Source organism: Flagellimonas marina (assembly GCF_042651185.1).
Taxonomy (GTDB): Bacteria; Bacteroidota; Bacteroidia; order Flavobacteriales; family Flavobacteriaceae; genus Flagellimonas; species Flagellimonas marina.
This window is the reverse complement of sequence record NZ_JBHSCL010000007.1, coordinates 291,485-316,426: the sequence shown is the minus strand read 5'-3', so window position 1 is coordinate 316,426 and position 24,942 is coordinate 291,485. Positions and strand designations below refer to the sequence as shown.

The 24,942-nt window shown below is 41.9% G+C and carries 21 protein-coding genes; 8 read left to right on the top strand and 13 right to left on the bottom strand.

The features are described from left to right. Window positions 1-36: 36 nt before the first annotated feature. Complete coding sequence (locus ACFOWS_RS12670; RefSeq protein ID WP_379765074.1) at window positions 37-1,230, top strand: Pycsar system effector family protein; 1,194 nt, start codon at window positions 37-39, stop codon at window positions 1,228-1,230. A gap of 1 nt (window position 1,231) precedes the next feature. Here the strand turns inward: ACFOWS_RS12670 and ACFOWS_RS12665 are convergent, their stop codons facing one another. Then, window positions 1,232-3,604: a GAF domain-containing protein gene (locus tag ACFOWS_RS12665; protein WP_379765072.1), complete on the bottom strand. Its 2,373-nt coding sequence runs from the start codon at window positions 3,602-3,604 to the stop codon at window positions 1,232-1,234. 117 nt (window positions 3,605-3,721) lie between these two features. Between ACFOWS_RS12665 and ACFOWS_RS12660 the strand changes: the two genes are divergently transcribed. Further along, window positions 3,722-4,618, top strand: a complete 897-nt coding sequence (locus ACFOWS_RS12660; RefSeq protein ID WP_379765070.1) for a metallophosphoesterase — start codon at window positions 3,722-3,724, stop codon at window positions 4,616-4,618. Here ACFOWS_RS12660 and ACFOWS_RS12655 read toward each other — a convergent pair. Next, window positions 4,615-5,877 (bottom strand): aminotransferase class V-fold PLP-dependent enzyme, encoded by a 1,263-nt coding sequence (locus ACFOWS_RS12655; RefSeq protein WP_379765068.1) that lies wholly within the window; start codon window positions 5,875-5,877, stop codon window positions 4,615-4,617. The two genes, ACFOWS_RS12660 and ACFOWS_RS12655, sit on opposite strands and share 4 nt — an antisense overlap. 80 nt (window positions 5,878-5,957) lie before the next feature. On the opposite strand from ACFOWS_RS12655, the gene ACFOWS_RS12650 reads away from it, so the two are divergent. From ACFOWS_RS12650 to ACFOWS_RS12640, 3 genes are all read left to right on the top strand, one after another. Next, window positions 5,958-7,121 (top strand): helix-turn-helix domain-containing protein, encoded by a 1,164-nt coding sequence (locus tag ACFOWS_RS12650; RefSeq protein WP_379765066.1) that lies wholly within the window; start codon window positions 5,958-5,960, stop codon window positions 7,119-7,121. Window positions 7,122-7,224: 103 nt separating this feature from the next. After that, window positions 7,225-8,385: an acyltransferase family protein gene (locus tag ACFOWS_RS12645; protein WP_379765064.1), complete on the top strand. Its 1,161-nt coding sequence runs from the start codon at window positions 7,225-7,227 to the stop codon at window positions 8,383-8,385. Between the two features lie 193 nt (window positions 8,386-8,578). After that, window positions 8,579-9,220, top strand: a complete 642-nt coding sequence (locus tag ACFOWS_RS12640) for a hypothetical protein (protein WP_379765062.1) — start codon at window positions 8,579-8,581, stop codon at window positions 9,218-9,220. Here ACFOWS_RS12640 and ACFOWS_RS12635 read toward each other — a convergent pair whose 3' ends face one another. From ACFOWS_RS12635 to ACFOWS_RS12610, 6 genes are all read right to left on the bottom strand, one after another. Then, window positions 9,221-11,383, bottom strand: a complete 2,163-nt coding sequence (locus tag ACFOWS_RS12635) for an acylase (RefSeq protein WP_379765060.1) — start codon at window positions 11,381-11,383, stop codon at window positions 9,221-9,223. A 51-nt stretch (window positions 11,384-11,434) separates the two neighbouring features. Continuing rightward, window positions 11,435-12,472 carry a TPM domain-containing protein gene (locus tag ACFOWS_RS12630; RefSeq protein ID WP_379765058.1) on the bottom strand — a complete coding sequence of 346 codons (1,038 nt, stop codon included), beginning with the start codon at window positions 12,470-12,472 and terminating at the stop codon, window positions 11,435-11,437. Window positions 12,473-12,548: 76 nt separating this feature from the next. Then, window positions 12,549-12,881 (bottom strand): ferredoxin, encoded by a 333-nt coding sequence (locus tag ACFOWS_RS12625; RefSeq protein WP_379765056.1) that lies wholly within the window; start codon window positions 12,879-12,881, stop codon window positions 12,549-12,551. Between the two features lie 52 nt (window positions 12,882-12,933). Beyond that, window positions 12,934-13,992: an NAD(P)/FAD-dependent oxidoreductase gene (locus ACFOWS_RS12620; protein WP_379765054.1), complete on the bottom strand. Its 1,059-nt coding sequence runs from the start codon at window positions 13,990-13,992 to the stop codon at window positions 12,934-12,936. A gap of 65 nt (window positions 13,993-14,057) precedes the next feature. Then, a complete protein-coding gene (locus tag ACFOWS_RS12615; protein ID WP_366587032.1) occupies window positions 14,058-14,297 on the bottom strand; it encodes a NifU family protein in 240 nt (79 codons plus the stop codon). Between the two features lie 11 nt (window positions 14,298-14,308). Next, the gene (locus tag ACFOWS_RS12610) at window positions 14,309-15,448 is read right to left on the bottom strand and encodes an Mrp/NBP35 family ATP-binding protein (RefSeq protein ID WP_379765052.1); all 1,140 of its coding nucleotides are present in this window, start codon (window positions 15,446-15,448) and stop codon (window positions 14,309-14,311) included. 282 nt (window positions 15,449-15,730) lie between these two features. Between ACFOWS_RS12610 and ACFOWS_RS12605 the strand changes: the two genes are divergently transcribed. Next, window positions 15,731-17,389, top strand: a complete 1,659-nt coding sequence (locus ACFOWS_RS12605; RefSeq protein WP_379765050.1) for an amidase — start codon at window positions 15,731-15,733, stop codon at window positions 17,387-17,389. On the opposite strand, the gene ACFOWS_RS12600 is transcribed toward ACFOWS_RS12605, so the two are convergent. Genes ACFOWS_RS12600 through trmB form a run of 3 tightly spaced genes read right to left on the bottom strand, consistent with a single transcriptional unit; the run spans window position 17,386 to window position 19,012 of the window. Next, window positions 17,386-17,709, bottom strand: coding sequence for an MGMT family protein (locus ACFOWS_RS12600; RefSeq protein WP_379765048.1), 324 nt, complete (start codon window positions 17,707-17,709; stop codon window positions 17,386-17,388). The genes ACFOWS_RS12605 and ACFOWS_RS12600 overlap by 4 nt on opposite strands. A 1-nt stretch (window position 17,710) precedes the next feature. After that, complete coding sequence (locus ACFOWS_RS12595) at window positions 17,711-18,340, bottom strand: LysE family transporter (protein ID WP_379765046.1); 630 nt, start codon at window positions 18,338-18,340, stop codon at window positions 17,711-17,713. Window positions 18,341-18,343: 3 nt separating this feature from the next. Then, window positions 18,344-19,012, bottom strand: coding sequence for a tRNA (guanosine(46)-N7)-methyltransferase TrmB (gene trmB, locus ACFOWS_RS12590; protein ID WP_379765044.1), 669 nt, complete (start codon window positions 19,010-19,012; stop codon window positions 18,344-18,346). Window positions 19,013-19,096: 84 nt separating this feature from the next. On the opposite strand from trmB, the gene ACFOWS_RS12585 reads away from it, so the two are divergent. Beyond that, window positions 19,097-20,209: a glycosyltransferase gene (locus tag ACFOWS_RS12585; protein WP_379765042.1), complete on the top strand. Its 1,113-nt coding sequence runs from the start codon at window positions 19,097-19,099 to the stop codon at window positions 20,207-20,209. Here the strand turns inward: ACFOWS_RS12585 and ACFOWS_RS12580 are convergent. After that, the gene (locus ACFOWS_RS12580) at window positions 20,113-21,189 is read right to left on the bottom strand and encodes a sensor histidine kinase (RefSeq protein WP_379765040.1); all 1,077 of its coding nucleotides are present in this window, start codon (window positions 21,187-21,189) and stop codon (window positions 20,113-20,115) included. The genes ACFOWS_RS12585 and ACFOWS_RS12580 overlap by 97 nt on opposite strands. Continuing rightward, window positions 21,189-21,875: a response regulator transcription factor gene (locus ACFOWS_RS12575; protein ID WP_379765038.1), complete on the bottom strand. Its 687-nt coding sequence runs from the start codon at window positions 21,873-21,875 to the stop codon at window positions 21,189-21,191. Before ACFOWS_RS12575 ends, ACFOWS_RS12580 begins: the two co-directional genes overlap by 1 nt. A gap of 178 nt (window positions 21,876-22,053) precedes the next feature. Between ACFOWS_RS12575 and ACFOWS_RS12570 the strand changes: the two genes are divergently transcribed. Further along, on the top strand, window positions 22,054-24,903 hold the full coding sequence (locus tag ACFOWS_RS12570; protein WP_379765036.1) for a TonB-dependent receptor domain-containing protein: 2,850 nt from the start codon (window positions 22,054-22,056) through the stop codon (window positions 24,901-24,903). The last annotated feature ends 39 nt before the right edge of the window (window positions 24,904-24,942 follow it).

Below are 24,942 nucleotides of genomic sequence, written 5' to 3'. Positions count from 1 at the left end.
AAAATTTTGTACTTTGGATTATTCAAACAAGCAGTTATGTCGGATATTGTTGAAAAAACTGAACACTTTGTCTGTGACCTTTTTGATAAAAAGCTCGATCCGAGGTTTTTATACCACAACTTGCGACATACCCAGCGTGTAGTTAAAAGTACTAAAGAATTGCTCAACTTCTATGACCTAAAAGAAGAGGAAAATGAAAAGCTTCTGCTAACCGCTTGGCTGCATGATACGGGCTATCTGGAGAGTCCCGAAAACCATGAAGAGGCCAGCTGTAAAATTGCTACTGATTTTTTACTCGATAATGGATATAATCCTGCGGATGCAAAGGAAGTCTGCGATTTAATCCTTGCCACCAAAAAACAGCATGAGCCCCAAAATTTACTGGAAGAAATCATCCGGGATGCCGATATGTCCCACTTTGCCAAAAAAAGCTATTGGGAAACGACTGATTTTTTAAAGAAGGAGCTAAAGGAATTGGGCATTGCCAATTATTCCTCAAAAGAATGGCGCGAAAAAAACATTCAGATGTTCAAAAATGGACAAAAGTTCTATACCGAGTACGCCAAAGAAAATTGGGAAGAAGGCAAGCAGCGTAACTTAAAGCAATTGCTAAAAGACAAGAAAATAGAAAAAAACATTGCTAAAAAGGAAGCGTTAAAGGCCAAATACAAAGAGGAAAGCCCAGATCGGAGTGTACAGACCCTGTATCGGGTAACCCTTAAAAATCACTTAAAACTCAGTGATATTGCAGACACCAAAGCCAACATCCTGTTGTCTGTAAATGCCATTATAATTTCTTTGGTGTTGGCCAATTTGCTCACCAAACTGGACAACCCTAGCAACACTTACCTTATCTACCCTACGTTTATTCTTATTCTTTTTAGTGTGATTTCAATGATTTTGTCCGTTTTGGCAACAAGACCCAATGTCACCACTGGAAAGTTTACCAAGGAAGATGTAGAAGAAAAACGTGTAAATCTTCTGTTTTTTGGGAACTTTCATCAAATGGATTTAAACGAATATGAATGGGCCCTAAAGGAATTGGTCAAGGATAAAGATTATGTGTATTCCTCCCTGACCAAGGATCTCTACTATCTTGGATTGGTATTGAACAAGAAGTACCGAATACTTCGTATTACCTACAATATTTTTATGATCGGAATGGTGATTTCGGTGTTGGCTTTTGGAATTGCTTTCCGGTTTTTCGGTCCTGACCGATTGATTTTTTAGGCTAAGATTTTAACTCCTCCATTAAATCATCATAAGTGTAGGTCTGCTCAGACTGTTTGTCTTTTTTGTACAGAATCTCTGCCCTGATCGCTTTTAATCCGGTTACTCCTTGGAGTCCTTCCAACTCCACAATTTCAATATTGTCTGTAAAGTAGCCCTTATTTTTTAAGAACCGAATGTAGCGCATATATTCCCGCTCATCTTTTCGTTGGGAATAGACAATAGACAACTTCCCTTTTTGGGTCAACCTTTCGTTGGTTCCTTTGATAAAGGATTTGTCAATTCGTTTTTTAATGACTTCATATCGAGCATTGTAGGTGCCATCCACATCGAAGCGTTTTTCATCCATACGGAAACGGATAGACAAAGAGGTACTGTATACCAATACGAGAGAGGCAACATCCAATTGTACGGGTAAATGTGGTTTTAGGGAATAGTATTTGTTCTCCATATCGCACATTACCTGAAGCTGCCACAACCTTAGGTTGCTCAGATAAAGTTCGTTGAACTCTCTGTCTCGGGCAATGGAACTCCCAATGTACATGTTATGTTCCACTCCATCGGTTTTATAACGCTCAAAATAATGCGGAAACATTTCTTGCGCGGCCAATTGCTTTTTGTCCAAAAGTGCAGCCAATTGCATATTGGCTTCCATAACGCTCTCGTCATAATTACGTCGATGATCGTAATAAGACTCTGTATTTGGGTCAATTTTGGCTTCATAGGCCTTTATCAGTGCCTTGAGTTCATCATCCTCCTTTTTCAAATGCTTGAAAACCGGATTAATTTCTTCTTTCACAAAATCAAAGACCGCCTGTTCTGTATGGGTGTAAAGTGCTTCCTTTACCTCATTGAGGTAAGTGTTTACACGAAACATCAACTCCTCATAAATAGGCAGTCCGTACTTTGCAATGGCTACTTCCAAAACATCATTTATTTCAGAAAGTTGAATCATTAAATCACGTTGTATGGAAAGGTTACGTTCCTTGGAAGAATCTTTTATATCGATTTGCCCATAGAGGGGATGTACGTCCTTAAAAACAATTTCTTTGAATACCGGTTGATTTCCAGACAATTCATCCGTCATAAATCGCTTGGCCTCCTCTTGAAATTTCCAATACACAGATGGGTGTACCGTAGTACATTCATGTTGAATAATGGCATCCACCAGGTTTTCTTCCTCCTCAATGGACCGCAGCACCGATGATATGATGTACGGCATTACATCATCCAGCTTATTGGCATTGACACTGTTCAATTCGTTTACAGTATCCGATACCAGTTCCAAAACTCCCAAAAGCTCCCCCTTGCTCGAAATAGGGGCCAGGATGGCGCTTCGTATCCCCTGTTCATAAAGACTTTTGTAGGGCTGGGCCTGCTCCTCTTGCCTATGATATTTTTCTACATTGGAGATGGCAAAATACTTGTTCTCCCTAAAAAGTTTTCCCTGGGAGTGTTCGCAAAGCATTAAATCGCACGATTCCGTTTCCTTTCCATTGAGAATATAGCTCTCCATTCCCCTACCATAGATCTTAAAGAAACTATTTGCACTGGAATCATACCCCGCAAAACCTACATTGATTTTCTTGAGTTTGAAGAGCGACCTGAAAGTATCCTGAAAACTTTCCATATAGTTTTCGTTCTCGCTCTTCTTTTTTCCAATAAGTGTTGATTTTATTTCAGAGATGGAATGCTCCGTGGTAACATCGAACATGTTGGAAATAACAAAGCCCTTTGCAATAAAACTATTGGGCGGTATTTTTTCTTTCCAAAGGTCTAGATTGTCAAAATTGTCCAATAGTTCATCAACATCCTCTTGGGTCAGTTTCTTGGATTTTTCCGTAGGAAGAATTTCCATAAAGTCCGCATTGTACAAAATGCGATAATGACGCATTACTCCATTGGCATCAGGAATATTGTAGAAGATGGGTCGTTTAAAATCTAAATGGAACCCATAGTAGAAGTTCAGTATCACGGTACATTTCATGATATAACTGAGCTCTGTGGGTATGTTCTGGATTTCAAGTTCAAAGTCCTCACCGGCTTCTTTCAATATTTTTTGAAAGCGTTCCGATGAATTGAACACCGAACTTTCAAAAGCTGTTGAAGCTGTTTTTATTTCGTTGTTGGTCAAAGCAGGCGCAAAACTCTCCTTCAAAATAATACTGATGACGTCCTTGTGCTTTTCCAATAAGCTAAGATTGGTAAACCCGTCCCTTAACTCAGGATAAGGCGCCTGGGCATCCAAGACATATCTTGCCCAGTCAGCAAAGAATTTATCCTTGCTTTTGGCTTGCTGGTCGTAGTGTTCCAACAGTTTGTTGAAACTCACCAACTGCATCATCGGGCTATCAGTATTGCAATTCTGCTCCATACGGATGTTGGTCGTAGATTGATTGGTAAAGTTACAAAAAGAAAGGATGCTCTTCTTATAATGGTAATCTTAATAGATTAATTCCCATTTTTGAAGATATTTAGTAAAATTTACACTATGTCCTCCACGTATAGGTTAGATCGGGCCTACAACAATGCCAAGATTATTCCTTTTGATGATGATTCCAAATTCATCTTCTTTAGTGATTGTCACAGGGGGGACAACAGTTTTGCCGATGATTTTGCCAACAACCGAAACATTTATTTTCATGCCCTCAATCATTACTATCGTCAAGGATTCCACTATTGTGAACTTGGTGATGGGGATGAACTCTGGGAAAACATAAGCTTTGAGGAAATTTTTGAAGCGCACAAAAATGTCTACCAATTATTGCGACAGTTTCATTTGGAAAAACGCTTGCACATGGTCTGGGGCAATCACGATATGGTGTACAAAGATCAAAATTATGTAGATAAGCACCTCTCCAGCTATTTTGAGCCGATTGATGGTTCGGACAAGGAACTTTTTGAAGGAATTACCTACCATGAAGCCATCATTTTAAAGCATTCAAAAACGGGGCAAGAACTTTTTTGCACCCACGGGCACCAGGCGGATTGGTGGAACTATGTCTGCTGGCGCATTGGCCGATTTCTGGTTCGTGTATTATGGAAACCCCTTCAAGTGGTGGGTATAGCGGACCCCACCAGTCCAGCTAAAAATTACAAGGAACTCATTCGGATAGAAAAACGCATAAAGCGTTGGATTTTAAAGAAAAATTTAAAGATTACGATTGCCGGACACACGCACAGACCCCGATTTCCCGAACCCGGACAAATTCCTTTTTTTAATGATGGAAGCTGTGTACACCCCAGAAGCATTACTGGCCTTGAAATTGAAAAAGGAAAGATTTCACTCATCAAATGGCATATTGCCACAAAAGCGGACGGCACCCTGCAAATAGTAAGGCTGTTACTGGAAGGCCCAGAAAAACTATTGGATTATTTAGACACCTAAATGCGCTTTGCTATGGTTTTAATGGCAGACACAAATCGATCCAATTCATCAAAGGTAGTATAGACATTGGGTGTGATTCGGCATCCATGAACATTTTCTAAATCTATGGCAACAGTCCAAACATTAAATTCATTCAAAAGGGTTTTTGCCAAATCATGGGGTTTCATATTCTTTAAACCGACATTGGCAATACCACAACTTCTATGGGGTTCAATGGGGGTATTGATCACCACATTGTCCACATTTCGTAGTTGATTGCTCCAATACCGTTGTAATTCTCGCAAACGTTCCTCTTTTCGCTCCATACCGATCAACTCCATATAATCCACACAATCGTTAATGGTAAGGTCCGTATGCACCGGGTGGGTCCCAGTATGGTTTAACCGCCGGATTTTAGTCTCATCATCCTCATGTTCAGCCAACAAAGGCCAAATTTTGGGGATATGTCTTTCGGCTACATACAACATACCAGCGCCAAGCGGCGTACTCAACCATTTGTGGAGGCTTGACCCATAATAATCGCAGTCCAGTTCCGCCAAATCAACTTTTATGTGGCCCACACAGTGGGCGCCATCCACCATGACCTCAACACCATGTGCATGGGCCATATCGCAAATTTTCCGAATAGGTAAAATCTGTCCTGTTACATTGACCATATGGCAAACCATCAATAACTTGGTCTTTGGAGTAATCTGGGATGCATACAATTCCATAATCTCTTCATCAGATTTGGGATGGTTTGGCAATGACACCTTTTTACAAACCATGCCATACCGCTTTTGCATCTGTTCAAAATGAATCTGCATGGCACCATAGTCCTGTACCGCAAAAATGGCTTCATCTCCCTTTTTCCAAGGAAATCCCCCTATGATCAAATCCAACGATTCGGTGGTGTTTCGGGTGATGATCAGTTCTTTTTCTGAGCAGTTTACCAATTGGGCCACACGAGCGGCAGCCTTGTTTTTATTCTCCCATTGCACCGTTCGCATGTAGTAGGAGCCTTGATAATTCACCTCTCTCACATGTTCGATATATTTGTTCAAAATGGGAGTCGGGACAAAATTGTAGTACCCATTTTCCAAGTTAATGTACTCCGGTTTAAGTCTATAATCCATTCTGATACGCTCCCAAAAAGCTTCACTATTCTTATCTGGATATGGCACTATTGCACTGGAATCTTGAGCACTTGCTGTGATAGGGAAAAAGGGTGCGGCCATGGCCGCACTGCCCACATACCGTAAGAATTGTCTTTTTTTCATTTTTGGTCAACAGTTGATTAAAAAAAGAATGGTAATTTCCACTTTTGACGGAGTATCAAGATACGATTTAAGTTGTTAGCATGGAAGATATTACGGTCTTATTGGATAAAATTCCCATTCGGTACAATCTAGCATCACATATAATGCTTCTCGGTATTGTTCAAGGCTTGTTTTTGGTCTTGGTCATTTTTCTTCGAACCAAAAGAAATTCTGCTATTCGATTATTTGGATGGGCTTTATTGGTGCAATGTTTGGTGTTTATAGACATCTACCTTTGCTATACAGGACTCATGAAAAAGGTACTGTTCCTAAACGATTCCACCGAAGTTTTTGTCCTGCTCATAGCACCCACGCTTTATTTTTTCCTCCATTCCTTGCTGAAACGCGAACCTTTTACGCTAAAAAAACATTGGTATCATTTTGTTCTTCCAGTAGCTTATGGGTTGTCTCAAATTAATTATTCCTTAAGTCCAATAGAGGTCAAACTCAATGCCTACATTGGGGCTTATCATCGTAATTTAGGCTTTGTGGACGTGCCAAATTCCGTTAATTATTCCTATCATATCATCAAAGATCAGTTCCGGTGGATATTATTGTTCGGCTTTGCATTCTACCTTATTTTATCCGCGCGATTGGTGGTATCAACATGGCGTACAAAAGAAATGTCGGCAAAGAATATTAAAGTGGACAAGTACACTTTCTCAAGAAACACTGTATTCTTCTTTTTGGCATTATTGCTATTCATTTTTTTAATATTCATTAATTATGATGATGACCGGGGTGATCATTACATTGGCATTTTTGGAACGATGACCATCTTCGCGACTTCTTTTTTTATTCTTTCTGAGTCACGCTTTTTTGAAAAAACCTGGATTGCGGACAAATACGAGACCCTCTCTTCCAACTCACTTGAGTTTGGGGCAGTGGAAGATTTTTTGAATCAAGGTGCTTATTATTGTCATCAAGATATTTCACTAAAGGATTTGGCTGAAAATCTCAATACCAATACCAATACCGTTTCTAAATTGATCAACTCCAAGACTGGGATGAATTTCAACGACTTCATCAACCAAAAAAGGATACAACTTGCCAAAATTCGGTTGTTGAATGAAGAATTTGCCCATTATACCGTTGAGGCCATTGGGCACACCGTGGGTTTCAGGTCCAAATCTGCCTTTTACAATGCCTTCAAAAAACACGTTGGAAGCTCTCCCTCGAGCTTTATGAAACAAAATAAAGGGTAAAAACACCCCTAATTCCTCCTAAATTGTAATTCTGGACGTCTTGAAGCTCCAAAAACTGCAACGCTTTGGAATGGAACCGCATCTTTGTTGAAATTCATCAATCATGCAAACAAAAATTAGACGTTACGATTTAGATTGGCTACGGGTCATAGTTTTTGGACTCCTTATTTTTTATCATGTGGGAATGTTCTTTGTACCATGGGAGTGGCACATTAAAAACAATACAATTTATTCCTGGCTGCAATGGCCCATGCTTTTTTTGAACCAGTGGCGTTTGCCTATTCTTTTTGTCATTTCAGGTATGGGCACCTATTACGCCTTTGGAAAACGAACGGTTCGCCAGTTTAATTGGGAACGTTTCAAACGCTTGGGCATTCCGCTCATTTTTGGCATATTGTTCATCGTACCTCCGCAGATTTACTTTGAACGATTGGCCAATGACCAATTTATTGGGTCGTATTGGGGATTTTTTACTACCGTGGCACGTGATGGCATTTATCCAGAAGGAAATTTCTCTTGGCACCACCTATGGTTTTTGCCTTACCTACTCATTTTTTCCTGGGTTCTGTCCCCTATTTTCCTTCGAATCCGAAAAAACCCTGGGAAATTTGTGCAATGGATAAAACGGTTTGTTGCAAAACCACTGGGACTGTACTGGTTTATTCTGCCACTTTATCTCTGGGAGTCTTTGGTAGAACCTTTTTTTGACATTACCCATGACCTCATCCGCGATTGGTTTGCCATCATCAACTACAGTACGCTTTTCTTTTATGGCTTTGTATTAATCTCACTGGGAGACACTTTTTGGGAAAGTGTTGAAAAAATAAAGAGAAAAGCCTTGATCATTGGATCGGTTTGTTTTGTGGGGCTCATGATTTGCTGGCAATTTGAGGATGGCTACACCAGACACTTCACCGAAGCCTTGTTAAAGGTGGTCAATCTATGGAGTTGGATACTAGTTCTGTTTGCTTATGCCTCACAATATTTAAATCGTCCCAGTAAGACATTGGCCTACGCCAACCGTGCAGTGTATCCATTTTATATCCTACACCAGACTGTTACCATTGCCATTGGGTACTATCTTATGAATTTGGATTGGGGCTTTATCCCAAAAGCCATCATTTTGGTGGTGGGTACTTTTGGAATCAGTTGGTTGATCTACGATTTGATCATTCTTCGGATTCCACTATTACACCCATTGTTTGGATTGAAAAAGCCAAAAGCCGTCTCAAAATCGAAATTGTATAGATTCCCCGATATTTAAGACAAGATTTCTCCAAAACCAAAAATACTTGAGGTTAAACCAAAAAAGTATCAAGCTTCATACCTGAGTTTCCCAACAAATCCTATTTGTGATGACTTTAACTCGTATCCGTTTTTTATCGATTTAACGCCACTTTATCATCTTCATGGCAAGGTATTTGTTAACTTTATATTTATCTATGGACCAAGTTGCTATGAAAAAGCTTGTTTTGTTTCTTACGGGTTTTGCAATGGGAATCAGCTCCCTGATAGCGCAATCTGATATACCTACAACCCGCCCCCTAAAAATTGGCGACAATAACAACTTGGATGTAAAGGCCAGTAATCAAGGTACTTTATTGCGTATGCCTTCCATTATTGATGAAGATCTGACCTCCGAAAATGAGAAACCTGGCGTTAAAATGTTACCGGATAGGGAACTGCTCCAGGCCGGGCATGATTTGGTAATTGACCCTAAGGTGGGCGAAAAGGAGAAAAAAAGTTCCAACGAACATTTTGGTGATCAATATCTGGGTGATTTAAAGACGACGTCCAAATTTGTGGGGATTGTATGCCGTGACCACGAGTACGTAGACGGTGACCGAATAAAAATATACCTCAACGGTGAAGTGGTGGAATACAACTTGCTGCTTTCAGGTGCTTTTAGAGGGGTTAACTTGGATTTAGCACCAGGGTTTAACCGCATTGAATTTGAAGCTTTGAACCAAGGTTCATCCGGACCCAACACAGCCCAAGTCGTTGTTGCGGATGAAAAAGGTCAAGTAATCCATAACAATCGCTGGAATCTTTCCACAGGCTCCAAAGCCAGCTTGATTATTGTTAAAGAAGAAGAGTAATCACTCTCCCGGCTTATATGTCCGCTTCGCTCTTTTCAACACGTCTTCCTTGTAATAGGCTGCATCCTTAAATTCCATGTCTGCATAACGTTGTGCCTGGTCATCAAAATGAGGTGAATCTGGGTCGCCACTCTGCCCTCCGGCCAATATCGTCTTCGCTTTTACCTTATCGCCGAATTCCACAACGGCCACAAAACTGTTGCCACGGGTGCCATATATTTTTTTGGTCCCATTGTCGTACCGGGCGCCATAGGCTGCCAAAGCGCCCCAAGTTCCGCTGGCAAAACCAATGGGAATACTTGGCTTGGCATCATCAAAAGGTTGGCGGATGTTCCCATTTAAACGTTGATACCGATTTACCTCTCCCCAAGGCATTTTCCACGTGCCAAAATCATTCTGCAATTGGGCAATGGCTTCTTGAAACAGTTCCAATTTTCTGGTATTGGGCCAATCGCTCCCCCAATAATTCACCCACTCCATGGAATACATCCCTTCTGGCCGTTCCGCTTTTGCATAGCAATGTGTGCCATAATAATGGCCCAAAGTCATGGCCACGGATTCTTCGGATGTGGTAAAATCCCAATCCCGAAGTACTTGAATCGGTTCGCTTAATTCGGGAATTGGATTTGCGTCATACGCTTTAATCAATCCCGGAATCAAAGCTTCAAAAGCAGGCAAATACGGGTCGTGCGCCAACACAATAAGGCTGTCCAAGGTATAGCCGCTACGCCCGGTCAATAAATCAATGGCATGGATACCCCTAAAATTTTCTTGGTCGCGCGACATATAATTGGGGTAATCTTCACGTTTAGGACTGAATTCCAACGCCGAGGTATAGGGGGTGGAATTACAGTTTTGGATCCACCCGTTTTCTGGGTTCAACACCAAAATATTCTCATCAACCGTATGCAGCCCTTGCCAATCGGTTTGTGGATTACTTCCGTCCACAGGTTGGGTGTAATCAAAAATAGTATCGCGTTTTGGTACAAAGTTGCCATGAAAATAGGCAATATTGCCCTCCGCATCGGCATACACCGTATTGTTTGAGGAATTGGTTCGGATATCCATCATTTCCCTAAAACCTTGATAGCCCTCCTGTTTTGTTCTGATATAGGATTGTTCCAAAGCCTTCACAGGTTCCCACATCATTGCCGAAGCGGTCCACTGGCCATCGACCCTATGCGTGATGGGACCATGATGGGTACGGTACATGGGGAAGGTCCTTTCTTTTAAAGCATCCCCATCCTTATATTTTAAAGTGACCTCCAATGAATCCACAGGCCGTAGTTCCTCTCCATATTGATAGAACAAATTCCCATCGTTTTTGATCAGGGTCTCTTTAAATTCATCCATTACATCGGTATAGGTTGATGTGTGCATCCATCCTGTTTTTTCATTGAAGCCTTGGTATACAAAAAATTGCCCCCAAGTTACCGCTCCGTAGGCGTTCAATCCTTCTTCACTTACCACATGCACCTCGCCCCTAAAATAAAATGAGGTGTGGGGATTGATCAAGAGCATGGCATTGCCCGATTGTGTCAACTTTCCCGATATGGCAATTCCGTTGGAGCCTTGAGGTTCGGCCATTTCCTCTTCTTTTTTGAGCTGAAGCGCTTCCATTTTTGGTAGCTCCATGCCACTTTCATAAAACGCCTTGATTTTTTCCGTGGAAATCCGCTCAATATCCCCTCCAATAGAACCTTCACTAAAATACATGGGCATCCAAGGTTCAAAACGGGTCAATAATTTGGGTTGTACTTCTGGATGGGTATGGAGGTAATAATTGATGCCATCTGCAAAGGCATCGCACAGTTTTTTCAACCACTCTGGGCTGCTCTCATACTTGGCAATGGCCTCTTCTTCTGTCATGAACAGTTTTGCACGCAAATCGCTATAGATGGCTTCCTCGCCCTCAATCTCAGCCAATCGGCCTGTGGCCCAGATATAGTTTTGTTCCACGCGGTTAAAATCGTCCTCACATTGAGCATACAACAATCCGAATACCGCATCAGCATCGGTCTTGCCATAGATGTGGGGCACGCCAAAATCATCTCGAATGATAGTGACGTTCTCAGCTTGTGCTTCCCATTTTTCAACTTCAGTTTGGGGCTTGTCGGCACAGGAAATACATACGGATAGGATAGCTAGGATTGCAATTCTCATCTCAAGGGTCTGTTTAGTTAGTGTTGTGAAAATACGGTAAATCAAAAACAATTACCAACTTCCGCTGGCACCGCCACCCCCTGAGCTTCCACCACCCCCGGAAAAACTACTGGAACTGCTGCCTCCAGAACTTGAGCCAAACGAATGACTACCCCCAGAGGAAAAGGTTTTGCTCATATAGGTGCTGTCCGACTTTACCCATGAAAGTTTGAAATCTTCCTTCCCTTTGATCAAAATCTTTATGACCGCCAAGGTTATGGTGACCGCAAAGAACCCAATGGGTACCACATAGAACAAAGCAGTGTTCAGGCTAACATTATCTAAATCAAAATCGAATCCAAAGACCATGGCCAGAAAAAATAAGGGCATCAAAACAAAAACAAGCCCAAAGACTACCATCATCAGGGTTGGGATAAGCATAAATAGTCCCGGAAGAAGTCCAAGTTTCCCAATGAATATTCCTCTGAACATTTCAACGAGATTGGAATATCCTTTATAAAAAACAAAACTTCCCGCGGCTATGAACACGGAAAGAAAAAGTGTCATCAATATCAGGGCCCACCAGGGAAATTCCCCTTCCGCCTCAATCTGCCGATTGAACTCTTCCAATGCTTCAGGGTTTTTTAAGAACTCAATGATTTGATCAGTGGCCAGGTCGATGCCTCCATAGTAATCCTCCTCCTTAAATTTTGGAATCATGGTGTTTCTGATGATACGCGAAGCCACGGCATCGGTGATATAGGGTTCCAGTCCGTATCCGACTTCAATACGCACTTCCCTATCCAATTTTGAGAAAAGAATCAGAATCCCGTTGTCTTTTCCCTCCTGTCCCAATTTATTTTGATTGAACGCGCCGTTGGCATATTGCTCAATGGTCTCAGAGCCCAATTCATGTATGGTAAGTACCACTACCTGATTGGTGGTCTCGGTTTCAAATTGGGTGAGTTTGGCACGTAAATCCTCTAGTTGGGCATGGGAGAAAATCTCTGCATTATCCGTAACAATCTCTGTAAATTGCGGATACTGATCCTGCGACCAGCAAACTGCTGATACCAAAACTAAAAAACAAGCAAAAAGAGCCTTTCTCATTTTCTGATGACAAGAAAGACTAAATATAAGATTTTGCTGCTATCCTTTTAAGGATTGATGGAATACGTGTTTCGGATTAGCCTTCCTCTGGGGCCAATTCCACCTCTAGGCCATCCAAATCTTCAGTGATATGGATTTGGCAGCCCAAGCGGCTATTATCCTTTACAAAGAAAGCTTCCGCCAGCATCGCTTCTTCGTCATCTGATTTTTCCGGTAATTGGTGATCAGATTGAACGTAACACTGACATGAAGCACACATGGCCATTCCTCCACAAATTCCAATGGTCCCTTCTGGAGCCAATTCGTAGGAGCGTACCACTTCCATCAAGTTCATGTTCATATCGGTTGGGGCATCCACTTCGTGTGAAACACCCTCTCGGTCGGTTATTTTAAGTTTGATATCACTCATAATCTTTCTGGGGACACCCCTAAAGTCCCCTCAAGGGGACACTTTTCATGTATTAATTTATTGCTTTGACTACTGCTTTTGGCGCTTCTTTTTTGCTTCCGTCAAATCCGGTTACGCCACCAACAGTGGTATATTTCATGACATATTTCTTATCGGGATGAATACGTTGATAGGCGCTTTGGCACATCAAGGTCGCTTCATGAAACCCGCACAGAATCAACTTTAATTTTCCAGGATAGGTATTCACATCACCAATGGCATAAATACCGGGAATATTGGTTTGATAGTCCAGCGAATTATCGACTTTTATCGCATTTTTTTCGATTTCCAACCCCCAATCGGCAATGGGGCCCAACTTTGGGGAAAGTCCAAAAAGCGGGATAAAATGGTCAACACTAATCTGCAATTCTTCTGATTCGTCTGTTTTCTTGACCGTTACTTTGTCCAATTTTCCTTCCCCATGGAGTGCCACGACTTCGGCTGGTGTGATCAAACTGATTTTCCCTTCATTTTTAAGTTGCTGTACTTTTTCAACGGAGTCCAACGCACCTCTAAATTCATTACGGCGGTGCACCAACGTTACCCCATCGGCCACATCGGCCAAGAAAATGGACCAATCCAAAGCAGAATCCCCTCCACCGGCAATCAACACTTTTTTACCACGATAGATTTCCGGTTCCTTGATCATATAGGCCACACCATTCTCCTCATAATCCGAAAGGTTGTCCAACAAAGGTTTTCTGGGCTCAAAACTGCCCAACCCCCCTGCAATGGCTATCACGGGCGCTTGATGCTTTGTGCCTTTGTTCGTGGTGACCACAAAAGAGCCATCTTCCAATTTTTCAATGGTCTGTGCACGTTCGCCTAAGGTAAATCCGGGCTGAAACGGCTTGATTTGCTCCATCAAATTATCCACCAATTCACCTGCCAACACTTCTGGATAACCGGGAATATCGTAAATCGGTTTTTTGGGATATATTTCGGCACATTGACCTCCGGGTTGGGGCAAGGCATCGATTAAATGGCATTTAAGCTGCAATAGGCCTGCTTCAAAAACAGCAAAGAGACCCGTAGGTCCCGCTCCAATAATGAGTATGTCGGTCTGAATCATGTAACAATAGTTTTTGGAAATGCAACATATTTGTTGCTCCAGGAAGGATTCATGATTTTTATCAGTTAGCTCACATTGATGACTTCCTCTATTTGAGGGGCGTATTTTTTTATGGTCATTTCCACACCACTTTTTAAGGTCATTTGATTGACGCTACAGCCGATGCAGTTACCCTCCAACCGAACTTTCACTGAATTATCGTTATCTATTGAAATCAATGTGATATCACCTCCATCGCTTTGAAGGAAAGGCCTGATTTCTTCCAATGCTTTCTCTACATTGCTCCTTATTTCTTCTGATGTCATTGTTGTCATGCTCATTTCTTTTTAACGGCGGCACAACCAGCCATTGTTGTAATTTTTATTGCTTCAGTGGGTGGCAAATCGGTATTCCGTTTTACCAACTCACTTACCACATTCTTCGTCAACTCCTCAAAGGCCTCCTCCGAAGGTGTAGCCGTTTGCAATGCGGCTGGTCTTCCTACATCGCCGGCTTCGCGAATACTTTGCACCAAAGGAATTTCTCCTAAGAATGGCACATCTAAATCTTCCGCCAAGTTTTTGGCACCATTTTCTCCAAAGATATGGTATTTGTTGTTAGGCAGCTCTTCGGGCGTAAAATAGGCCATGTTTTCCACTATGCCCAGTACAGGTACGTTTATGGACTCTTGTTGGAACATGGCCACCCCTTTTCGGGCATCTGCCAATGCAATTTCTTGCGGAGTGCTCACCACCACCGCTCCGGTTACGGGCAGGGATTGCATTATGCTCAAGTGAATATCACCTGTTCCCGGTGGTAAATCCAATAATAAAAAGTCCAATTCTCCCCAATGGGCATCAAAAATCATTTGATTGAGTGCCTTTGCGGCCATAGGTCCACGCCAAATCACCGCTTGGTTGGGTTGGGTAAAAAATCCTATGGACAACAGTTTCACCCCGTAATTTTCAATGGGTTTCATTTTGGCTTTTCCATCCACGTTGATGGATAATGGCTTTTCCATAGCCACATCAAACATAATGGGCATGGAAGGTCCGTAGATGTCGGTATCCAAAAGTCCCACTTTAAAGCCCATTTTGGCCAAGGTGACCGCAATATTTGCCGTGACGGTAGATTTACCCACACCCCCCTTACCGGAAGCAACGGCGATGATATTCTGAATTCCTGGAATTGGGTTGCCTTTTATTTGATTGACCTGGGGTTTGGCAGGAGCATCAACCTTTAGGTTGACCTTGATCTTTGCCTTTTCATGTACTTCTCTATGGATGCACTTTAAAATTTCCACCTCAGTCTTCTTTTTGGCTTGAAGACTTGGGTTCTTTATGGTTACATCCACCTCTACTTCATCCCCAAAAACCTGAATATTGGTAATTGCGCCGCTCTCTACTATATTTTGTCCATCACCTGGTGCGGAAATTTTTTCCAATGCCTTTAGAATGTCTGCTTTTTTCAGCTTCATGTAATCCTAATTTTATATGCAGTCGTTTGTACTGATTCTTAATTACAAAGATACGGCGTAGGTCTTAGATTAAGAAGTTGGTCCATTGAAATTCAATATGGTAGAACAACTTGCCTCTATAATGTGAAGTTTCATCCCATTTTACCCTGTAATTAGGTCTTGTCTCGTCTCAATCCGCTTAAAAATATTGAATGCAAGCTGATAGAAATAAAATTCAATGCACCCCTATTTTTTGAAAAAAATGTAGCTTAGACCATCGTATGGACCAATAATCAACCGTAAATGCCTCTCAAGTCTACAATCCACTCTTTTTTTTCCTTATTTGGTTTACTATTTCTCTTTTCCTGTGCCTCAAAACAGGAATTTACCAAGAGGGATGTCAAAAAATCGGAACGTCTTATCGGTATTCACTTTGCAAAACAGGGGAGGGATACACTTTATCCCTATTTAAAACGAAACCGCGAAGGCTTCGATTCCCTCCGAAAATACCCATTGGACAATGACGTTTTCCCTGCAATCCGTTTTGACCCCGTTCCTTTTGGTTTTGAGATGCCCCAACAAACGGAAAATCAAGCTTGGGAAATTCCAGATAATGTAGAAATTCCAGAACCTTACGATGCACTGGCTTTTTATACAATTCCGCAATTGGCCTCCTTGATCAAGCATCAAAAAATCACCTCAACAGCGTTGACCCAATTCTTTCTGGACCGATTAAAAAAATACCAACCAGAATTGCAATGTACCATCAGCATTACAGATAGTCTGGCTTTGGCTCAGGCCAAACGTGCCGATGATGAGATACAAAATGGCACTTACCGTGGCATATTGCATGGTATCCCATATGGTACTAAAGATTTAATGGCTGTTCCCGGATATCCCACTACGTGGGGCGCGGCACCTTATCAAAATCAAATGCTCAATGAAACAGCTACAGTGGTGAAAAAATTGAAAGAGGCCGGAGCCGTTTTGGTTGCTAAACTGGTTTCCGGAGCTTTGGCCCGGGGTGATGTATGGTTTGGAGGAAAGACCAAAAACCCTTGGGATTTAAAACAGGGTGCCAGCGGTTCATCGGCGGGGTCAGGTTCCGCCACCGCGGCAGGATTGGTCCCATTTGCATTGGGCACTGAAACCTTGGGCTCCATTACTTCGCCCAGCACCCGAAATGGAATTACGGGACTTCGACCTACCTACGGGCGTGTAAGCCGACATGGGGTCATGAGTTTGAGCTGGTCCATGGACAAAGTTGGCCCCATGGGAAGAAATGCCGAAGATTGCGCCATTGTTTTTAGCGTAATCCAAGGAAAAGACAAAAAAGACCTGACCACAGTGGATTTACCTTTTGGCGTGAATTGGGACAAGGACATTTCAGAACTTAGGGTGGCTTATCTAAAAAAGGACATTGAAAAAGATACTACCGAAAGTGGAGATAATCTTCGGACCGCTATAAAAACATTGGAAGGAATGGGAATACAGCCCACTCCTGTAGAAATGCCAGACGGCATTCCATACCGTGGGTTCGATATTATTTTAAGGGCCGAAGCAGGTGCCTTTTTTGATAGATTGGTACGCTCTGGGGAAGTGGATTTAATGGTGGAGCAAGACCAGCGTTCCAGGGCCAATTCGTTAAGGCAAAGTCGGTTCATCCCCGCGGTGGAATACTTACAGGCCAATCGCCATCGGCAAGTGCTGATTGAAAAAATGCAGAACTTAATGGAGGATTATGATGTGCTTATTTCCCCAAGTTTTGGTAACGACCAGCTCTTGGCCACCAATTTAACGGGGCATCCTGTTATTGCCATCCCTACGGGATTGAATAAGAAAAACCACCCGACGAGCATGACCTTTGTAGGCAATTTATATGATGAAGCCAGTATTTTGCTATTGGCCAAGGCCTTTCAGGAGAAAACAACATTTGATGAATTGCATCCACCTGGGTTTTAAAGTTCTTTGGCCGGGTCCCAAAAATGCTTTTGGAAATCAACAATTTGGTTGTCCTCAACTTTTACACCTTCGTTTTCAAGTAGCTGCTGCATTAAATTGGTTCCACTAAAATGGTGCTTTCCTGTAAGCACCCCAACACGATTTACCACCCGGTGGGCTGGCACATCTTTAGCCGAGGAATTGTTCATGGCCCAACCTATCATTCTTGCGCTTCGGGCGGCGCCTAAATATTTGGCAATGGCTCCGTAAGAAGTGACTCTACCATAAGGAATCTGTCTGGCTACTACATATACTTTATCAAAAAAACTAGCTTCCTCCATGTTATCGATAAAAGATTCGGAAAAGGGTGATTACCAAGAGCACCAGCATCAGGGCACTCAAAATGTAGTTGGAATTCTTCGAGAATCGATTGGTTTTGGTCTCTAATTTATCGAAATAAAAAGTATACAAGTAGAGCACAGAAAAAGTTCCAGCGCCGGCGGCTACCACAAAAGTAATGATATCCTTGGCCTCAAATTTTATCCACCCAGCCTCGTTCCACATGGCATTTAAACCACTATAATATGGAATGGTCAAAAGGTTGAGTGCAGCAAGTAAAACTCCCTTAAAAAAACTGTTTTTTTTGCTGACATTAACCTTCTTAAAATTCTTGACTCGGTTTCGTTTGGCGACAACAAAAAAATAGATGGCAAAAAAGGCAAAAACCACAATGGCTATTTTTAGCAACAGGTCTATTACCTCTGGGTTACGGTACAGAAATTTTGAGATATTAACGGCAATATAGGCCTGCACCATTATCATGGAGGAAACTCCCAAACTGAAAATAATCCCATTCAGTTTGCCTTTTTCCACGCTGGTCTTTGCTGCGTTCATATTGAGCAGACCTGGTGGTACGGTAGCCATAAATGCTGCCGAAAATGTGGCAAAAAAAAGGATGATGATATGGGTCATTGGTTAGTTTATCCTACACCGGATGTAGGTAATTGGTTTTCCAGCATCAAGATACTGATTTTCATAGAAAGTCTGAATTTCCAAAACTTCTGGAGGGCTTCCTTCATTCTTGTATACATCATGATTAGCATATAGAATTTCATACCCCAGTCCCTGCAAAAGCCCTAAGGTATAACCATGCATGAACTCGCTATCGGTTTTTAAATTTACAATCCCGTTGGACTTTAGAATTTTTTTGTATCGCTCCAAAAATACAGGGTTCGTCATTCTATGTTTGGTGCGCTTGTATTTAATCTGTGGGTCGGGAAAGGTAATCCAGATTTCATCCACCTCGTTTTCCCCAAATATATGGTCAATCAGTTCAATTTGGGTACGAAGAAACCCCACATTATCCAAATTTTGCTCCAAGGCCGATTTTGCCCCGCGCCAAAACCGCGCTCCTTTTATATCGACTCCAATATAATTTTTGTCTGGGTTGCGTTGGGCCAAACCAACAGTATATTCGCCTTTACCACAACCCAGTTCCAAAATAATGGGATTATTGTTCTTAAAAAAAGAGGCCCAGTTGTTCTTCAATTTGAAGCCCGACAGAACTTCCTCTCGTGTGGGTTGCACCACATTGGCAAACGTTTCGTTTTCCTTAAACCGTTTTAGCTTGTTCTTACTTCCCACCGCCTGTGTTTTTGCGCAAAAATTTAATGTTTTGGCAAAACTAAGGAAATCTACAAGCAATTTCGATTTTGTTTTTTTGCTGTTATGCAAAATTCGAAACGTATTTTGGTAGCTCCATTAAATTGGGGTCTGGGGCATGCCACGCGCTGCATTCCCATCATTAATGCGCTCTTGGAACACGGTCACCAGCCTTTTATTGCTTCGGATGGGGTTGCTTTGGCCCTTTTGCAGAAAGAATTCCCGGATTTACCTTCTTTTGAATTGCCCTCATACAAAATCACCTATGCCGAAAAAGGGAAGAATTTTAAAATTAAAATGATTTGGGATTCCCCCAAGGTCCTCAAGGCCATGGCCAAGGAGAAAAAGGCGGTAAAAAAGTTGGTGAAGGAACATCAATTGGACGGAATCATTTCGGACAACAGACTTGGGGTATATTACAAAAAAGTGCCTTGCGTTTTTATCACCCACCAGCTTAATGTGCTTTCCGGGAATACTACTTGGATGAGTTCACAGGCCCATCAAAAAATCATAAAAAAGTTCAACGCGTGTTGGGTGCCCGATGTAGAAGGAAAGCCCAATTTAACAGGAAAGTTGGGCCACTTGAAGAAATCCAAACTCAACATAAAATATTTGGGGCCGTTGAGCCGGTTTGAAAAAATGAATGCCCCCATTATTTATGATCTTATGGTTTTACTCTCGGGTCCTGAACCACAGCGCACCTTATTGGAGGAAAAACTTTTAGGTGAGCTTCAACAGTTTCAGGGAAACATTCTCTTTGTGGGCGGTAAAATTGAAGCATCCCAGACCAAGGAGGTAATCACCACTGAGAAAGGTTCTTTATTGCACATCAATTTTATGCAATCACACGAACTGCAAACGGCATTGAACCAAAGTGCCAAAGTGTTATGCCGGTCGGGTTATACCACGGTGATGGATTTGGCCAAATTGGAAAAAAAGGCCTTTTTTATCCCAACGCCAGGGCAATATGAGCAAGAATATTTGGCCAAACGTATGGAAAAGCAAAATCTAGTGCCTTACTGCGATCAGGATGATTTCACCCTAGCGGAATTGTCGCGGATAGATTCATACAAGGGGTTGGCTCAATTTGATTCGGAAGTTGACTTTGCCGATTTGTTTACGGCTTTTTCCAAGGTGAATGAAAATTCAGAGCCCACATCTTCCTCGCTTTCCACATAGATTTTTTCACCATGCACTTCAATAATGTGCTTTACAATGGCCAATCCTAGACCTGAGCCTCCTTCATTTCGACTTCCACTCTGATCTACGCGGTAAAAACGCTCAAAAAGTCGGGGGATGTGTTGTTTTGGGATACCCTCACCATTGTCGGTTACCCGAACTATGACCTTATTTTTGATTAAATTCTCCACGCTCACCTCGGTGGTGCCGTTTGGATATCCATACTTGATGGAGTTTACAAGGAGATTACTGATCACCTGTTGGATTTTTTCCCGGTCTGCGTTCACGTAAATGGGCTGGTTGTATTCCATATCAAACGTTAGTGCGATATCCTTCTCCGCGGCCTTCATTTCAAGGAGGTCGAACACATTTTTAATGAGCTCAATAACATCAAAATCCGTACGCTCCAGTTTAAGCCCCCCTACTTCAAGTTTGGTGATTAAATCTAGGTCCTTTACAATATAAATCAACCGTTCCACACCTTTACTGGCACGCTCCAGATATTTTTCCCTAAGCTTTTTGTCTTTCATGGCGCCATCCAAGAGCGTTAGAATGTAGCCCTGTACGGTAAAAAGTGGGGTCTTGAGTTCGTGAGACACGTTTCCCAAAAAGTCCTTTCGGTATTCTTCCCTGATTTTGAGTGTATCAATCTCAATTTTCTTTCCCTCAGCAAATTTTTCAATTTCTTCGGTAAGGGTTTTCATATCGGTGGTTACCGGTTTGGATGAAAACGTGGATGATTCCAAAAGAGAGACGTCATCATATATTTTTTTGATTCGCCTATAGATAAACCGCTCTACCCGAATCTGAAGGATAGTAAAGCAAATGACAAAGCACAACAATGAAAACAAGATGGTATAGGGCCAATCCATTGGTCCATTGTTCAAAAGAAAAGCAACAAACAATCCGGTTAAACACGTAGTGATGAGAAGGGAGGACCTTAAGGCAAATTTGTAGGATTTCCTTAGCTTAATGGCCATTACAGAACAAACTTATACCCTACGCCCTTAACGGTTTTAAAGTGATGATCTCCGATTTTTTCGCGTAGTTTTCTGATATGCACATCAATGGTACGGCCACCGACCACAACTTCATTTCCCCAAACTTTGTCCAAAATCACTTCTCTCTTGAACACTTTACTGGGTTTTGAGGTAAGAAGCGACAAGAGTTCAAATTCTTTTCGGGGCAGTACAATTTCTTCCCCGTCGTTAATAATCTTATATTCTTCCCTGTTGATCACAATGTTGCCCACTTTGACGATATCCTCAACTTCCTTCTTTTCTTCCTTTAACCTTCTCAACAAAGCCTTCACTTTACTGACCAAAACCTTGGGTTTAATGGGTTTGGTGATGTAGTCATCTGCACCAGCATCAAACCCTGCAACTTGCGAATAATCCTCCCCACGAGCCGTTAAAAAGGTAATGATGGTATTTTCAAGTCCTGGGGTGTTGCGAATCTGCTCACAGGCTTCAATACCATCCATTTCGGGCATCATTACATCAAGGATGATCAAGTGAGGTGTTTTTTTCTTGGCCTTTGCCACGCCTTCGGCGCCATTTTTGGCGGTAAAGACCTCATACCCTTCTGCAGACAGATTATAGCTTACAATCTCCAGAATATCAGGTTCATCGTCAACAAGTAAAATCTTAATGTCCTTGGTTTTCATGGGATGGTATTTCTAAGTTAAACGCCCAAATGTAAAGATAATACTATAACGGGATAAATGCTTAACATTCATTTAATCTCATAACATTATTGTAACGGTTCTCAAATAAACACTTAACACACAGCTAACATCGCTTTTACAGCCTGTGGCGTTCTTTGCGCCAAATACTTACCTGATAATGAAATATTTTTTAGTGATTATGACCCTTGCAGTAACAATGCAAGCGGTAGCGCAGGATTCCACGGGAAGCATCGTTGGAAAACTGACTGATAGAGAGCTTAATGATGAGCCTCTAGCCTTTGCAAATGTTCTTATAAAAGGAACAACCAAAGGAACAACCTCAGATTTTGATGGGTTGTATGAAATTCCAAATGTAGAACCTGGAGTGTACACGTTGAGCTTTAGTTATTTAGGGTACGAAACCGTTGAAATTCCGAATGTGGAAGTGGTAGCGGGTAAAGTAACCAGTGTAAATGCACCAATGAGTGCATCATCTGGATTGGCTTTGGATGAAGTGGTAGTGACTACTGTTTCCAGAAAAGACTCCGAAATTGCTTTGCTTTTGGACCAAAAGAAAGCCATTACCCTAGAAACTTCAATTGGTGCACAAGAATTGGCAAGAAAAGGTGCAAGTGACGCCGCAGCCGCTGTAACCAAAGTCACGGGGATTTCTCGTGAAGAAGGTTCCAACAACGTATATGTGCGTGGTTTGGGTGACCGTTTCAACATTACCACCCTGAACGGACTTCCATTACCCTCCAACAATACGGCCAAAAAGAATATTGATCTAAGCCTATTCGGAACAAGTATTATTGAATCCATTGGAATAGACAAAACGTATAATGCACAAAACTACGGTGATTTTGGTGGTGCCAACATCAACATTGTGTCCCGTAACTACACTGGTTCAGGTTTTTTGGAGCTTGGTGTGGGTTCTGGAGTGAATACGGAAGCTATTGGTGTTGACCAATTTTATCTATTTGATGGACCGAATTTTTCCGGTTTTTACGACAAATCCATTCCAAATGGAGCTTTCAATAACAGTTTTGATACAAGCTGGGACCGCGAAACCCGAAGCACTCCCATAAATTCCAATATATCTCTTAAAGGAGGAGACTCATTTAACTTGGGTGAAAACTCAAGGTTGAACTTCTTTGCAGTGGGTTCATTCAACAATGGAAATTCATACAGAGAAGGGGTCAACAGAGGTGCTCCCAACTTGGGAACCGGATTGCCCAACTCAGATTTTGATTATCAGAAATACAGCTATCAAACCGCCACAACCTTAATGGGTAATGTTGGATTACGATTGGGTAACGCAAATGACTTCAAGTACAACTTTTTGTTGCTCAACAACAGTGAACAAAAGCATGAAGAATTCAATGGTATCTTGGACAGGGAAGATGATGCTCCCAATGGAGGTGGTTTTATACAGCGCCATACTTTTGACAAGACCTTACTGATTGTCCACCAACTTTTGGGGAGTCATGATGTTACCGACAAATTTGAGGTAAACTGGGGTCTGGGCTACAACTTTGTTCAAAACTTAATACCAGACCGTCGTCAAAATACGTTGCTTCCCTTCACCAATAATGAACCAGAAGGGCCAAAATCATTTAGGCTGGTTTCAGCTGCTTCAGCAAACCATAGGTTTTTCCAAGAATTGGAAGAAGAAGAGATTTCGGCGAATTTGTCCACTGCATTCAAGTTCAAGAAGAATGAAGATGATGGTTTTGATGGAAAATTTACCATTGGTTACAACGGACGTTTTAAAAACGTTGATTTTGAAGCAACACAGTTCAACTATCAAATTTTGAATGTTGCCAATCAGCCTTTTGTTGACCCCTATAATATTGATGCTTATTTTGAAGAAAATGGCCCAGATTCTGGCCTTTGGCAGATACGTACCTTTAGGGGAACAGCATCAACCGAAGGTTCTTTAGATCCACAAACCTATGGTGGTGAACAGCAAATTAACGCTGGGTACATCACCTTGGAATACAAGTTTACTCCCAAGTTTACCCTGTTCGCAGGAGCTAGAGGGGAGCAAATCAATCAAACTATAGAATGGAGTACTGTAATTCAAGGGGATGACAGTAATGAGTTGGATACCTTTGAGTTTTTACCTTCGCTAGCTCTAAAATACGAGTTGAACGAAAAGCAAAATCTACGGTTTGCGGCCAGTAAAACATATACTTTACCTCAATTTAAGGAAAGAGCCCCCTTTCTTTTTCAAGAGGAAATCAACCAAGATACCCAGGGTAACCCAGCTTTACAAAATTCTACCAACTACAATTTTGACCTAAGATGGGAACTGTTCCCAACATCCAGCGAGTTGGTATCCTTGGCCGTGTTTGGGAAGTTTATTGAAAATCCTATCAACTCATTTTTGGTTGTATCAGCAGCGAACAACTTAAGCTATGCGAACACAGGTGACAACGCCAGAGCTTTTGGTGCCGAGTTGGAAGTGAAATTGGACGTTATTGAAAATGAAAGGGAAACCGCTGAAAGTTTTCTTGTCGACAGACTGTCCATAGGTGGTAATGTTTCCTACTTGAACACCAGTCAAGATTTGGATTTCCAAAAGGTTTCGGATGAAACTATCTTCGCCGCTGCTTTCACCAATACAAAAGCACCATTGCAAGGAGCATCTGACTTTATTTTCAATGCTGATGCGAGCTATTACACGGAATTTTCTGAGAATAAAAACCTAAGGACAACCCTTGCCGCAAATTACTTTTCAGACCGTATCTACGCCTTGGGAAGCACCGGTAGGGGCCATTTGGTTGATAAAGGTTTTGTCACCCTTGATTGGATTACCGCAGTAGAACTTGGAGACCATTTTGGTATAGGACTGAACATGAGAAACCTTCTAAACCCAACTATAGAGCGTGTGAACGAGAATGCTGAAGGCGATTTGGATACAGAAAACCCTGCTATTCCTGGATTTTTGGAAGACGGACCCGTCACGGCCCTCTCTTTAAAAAAGGGAGTTGACTTTAGTTTGTCATTGACCTACAAATTTTAATAACGAATACTACTAATCAAAGTGAATATTAATCTGAAT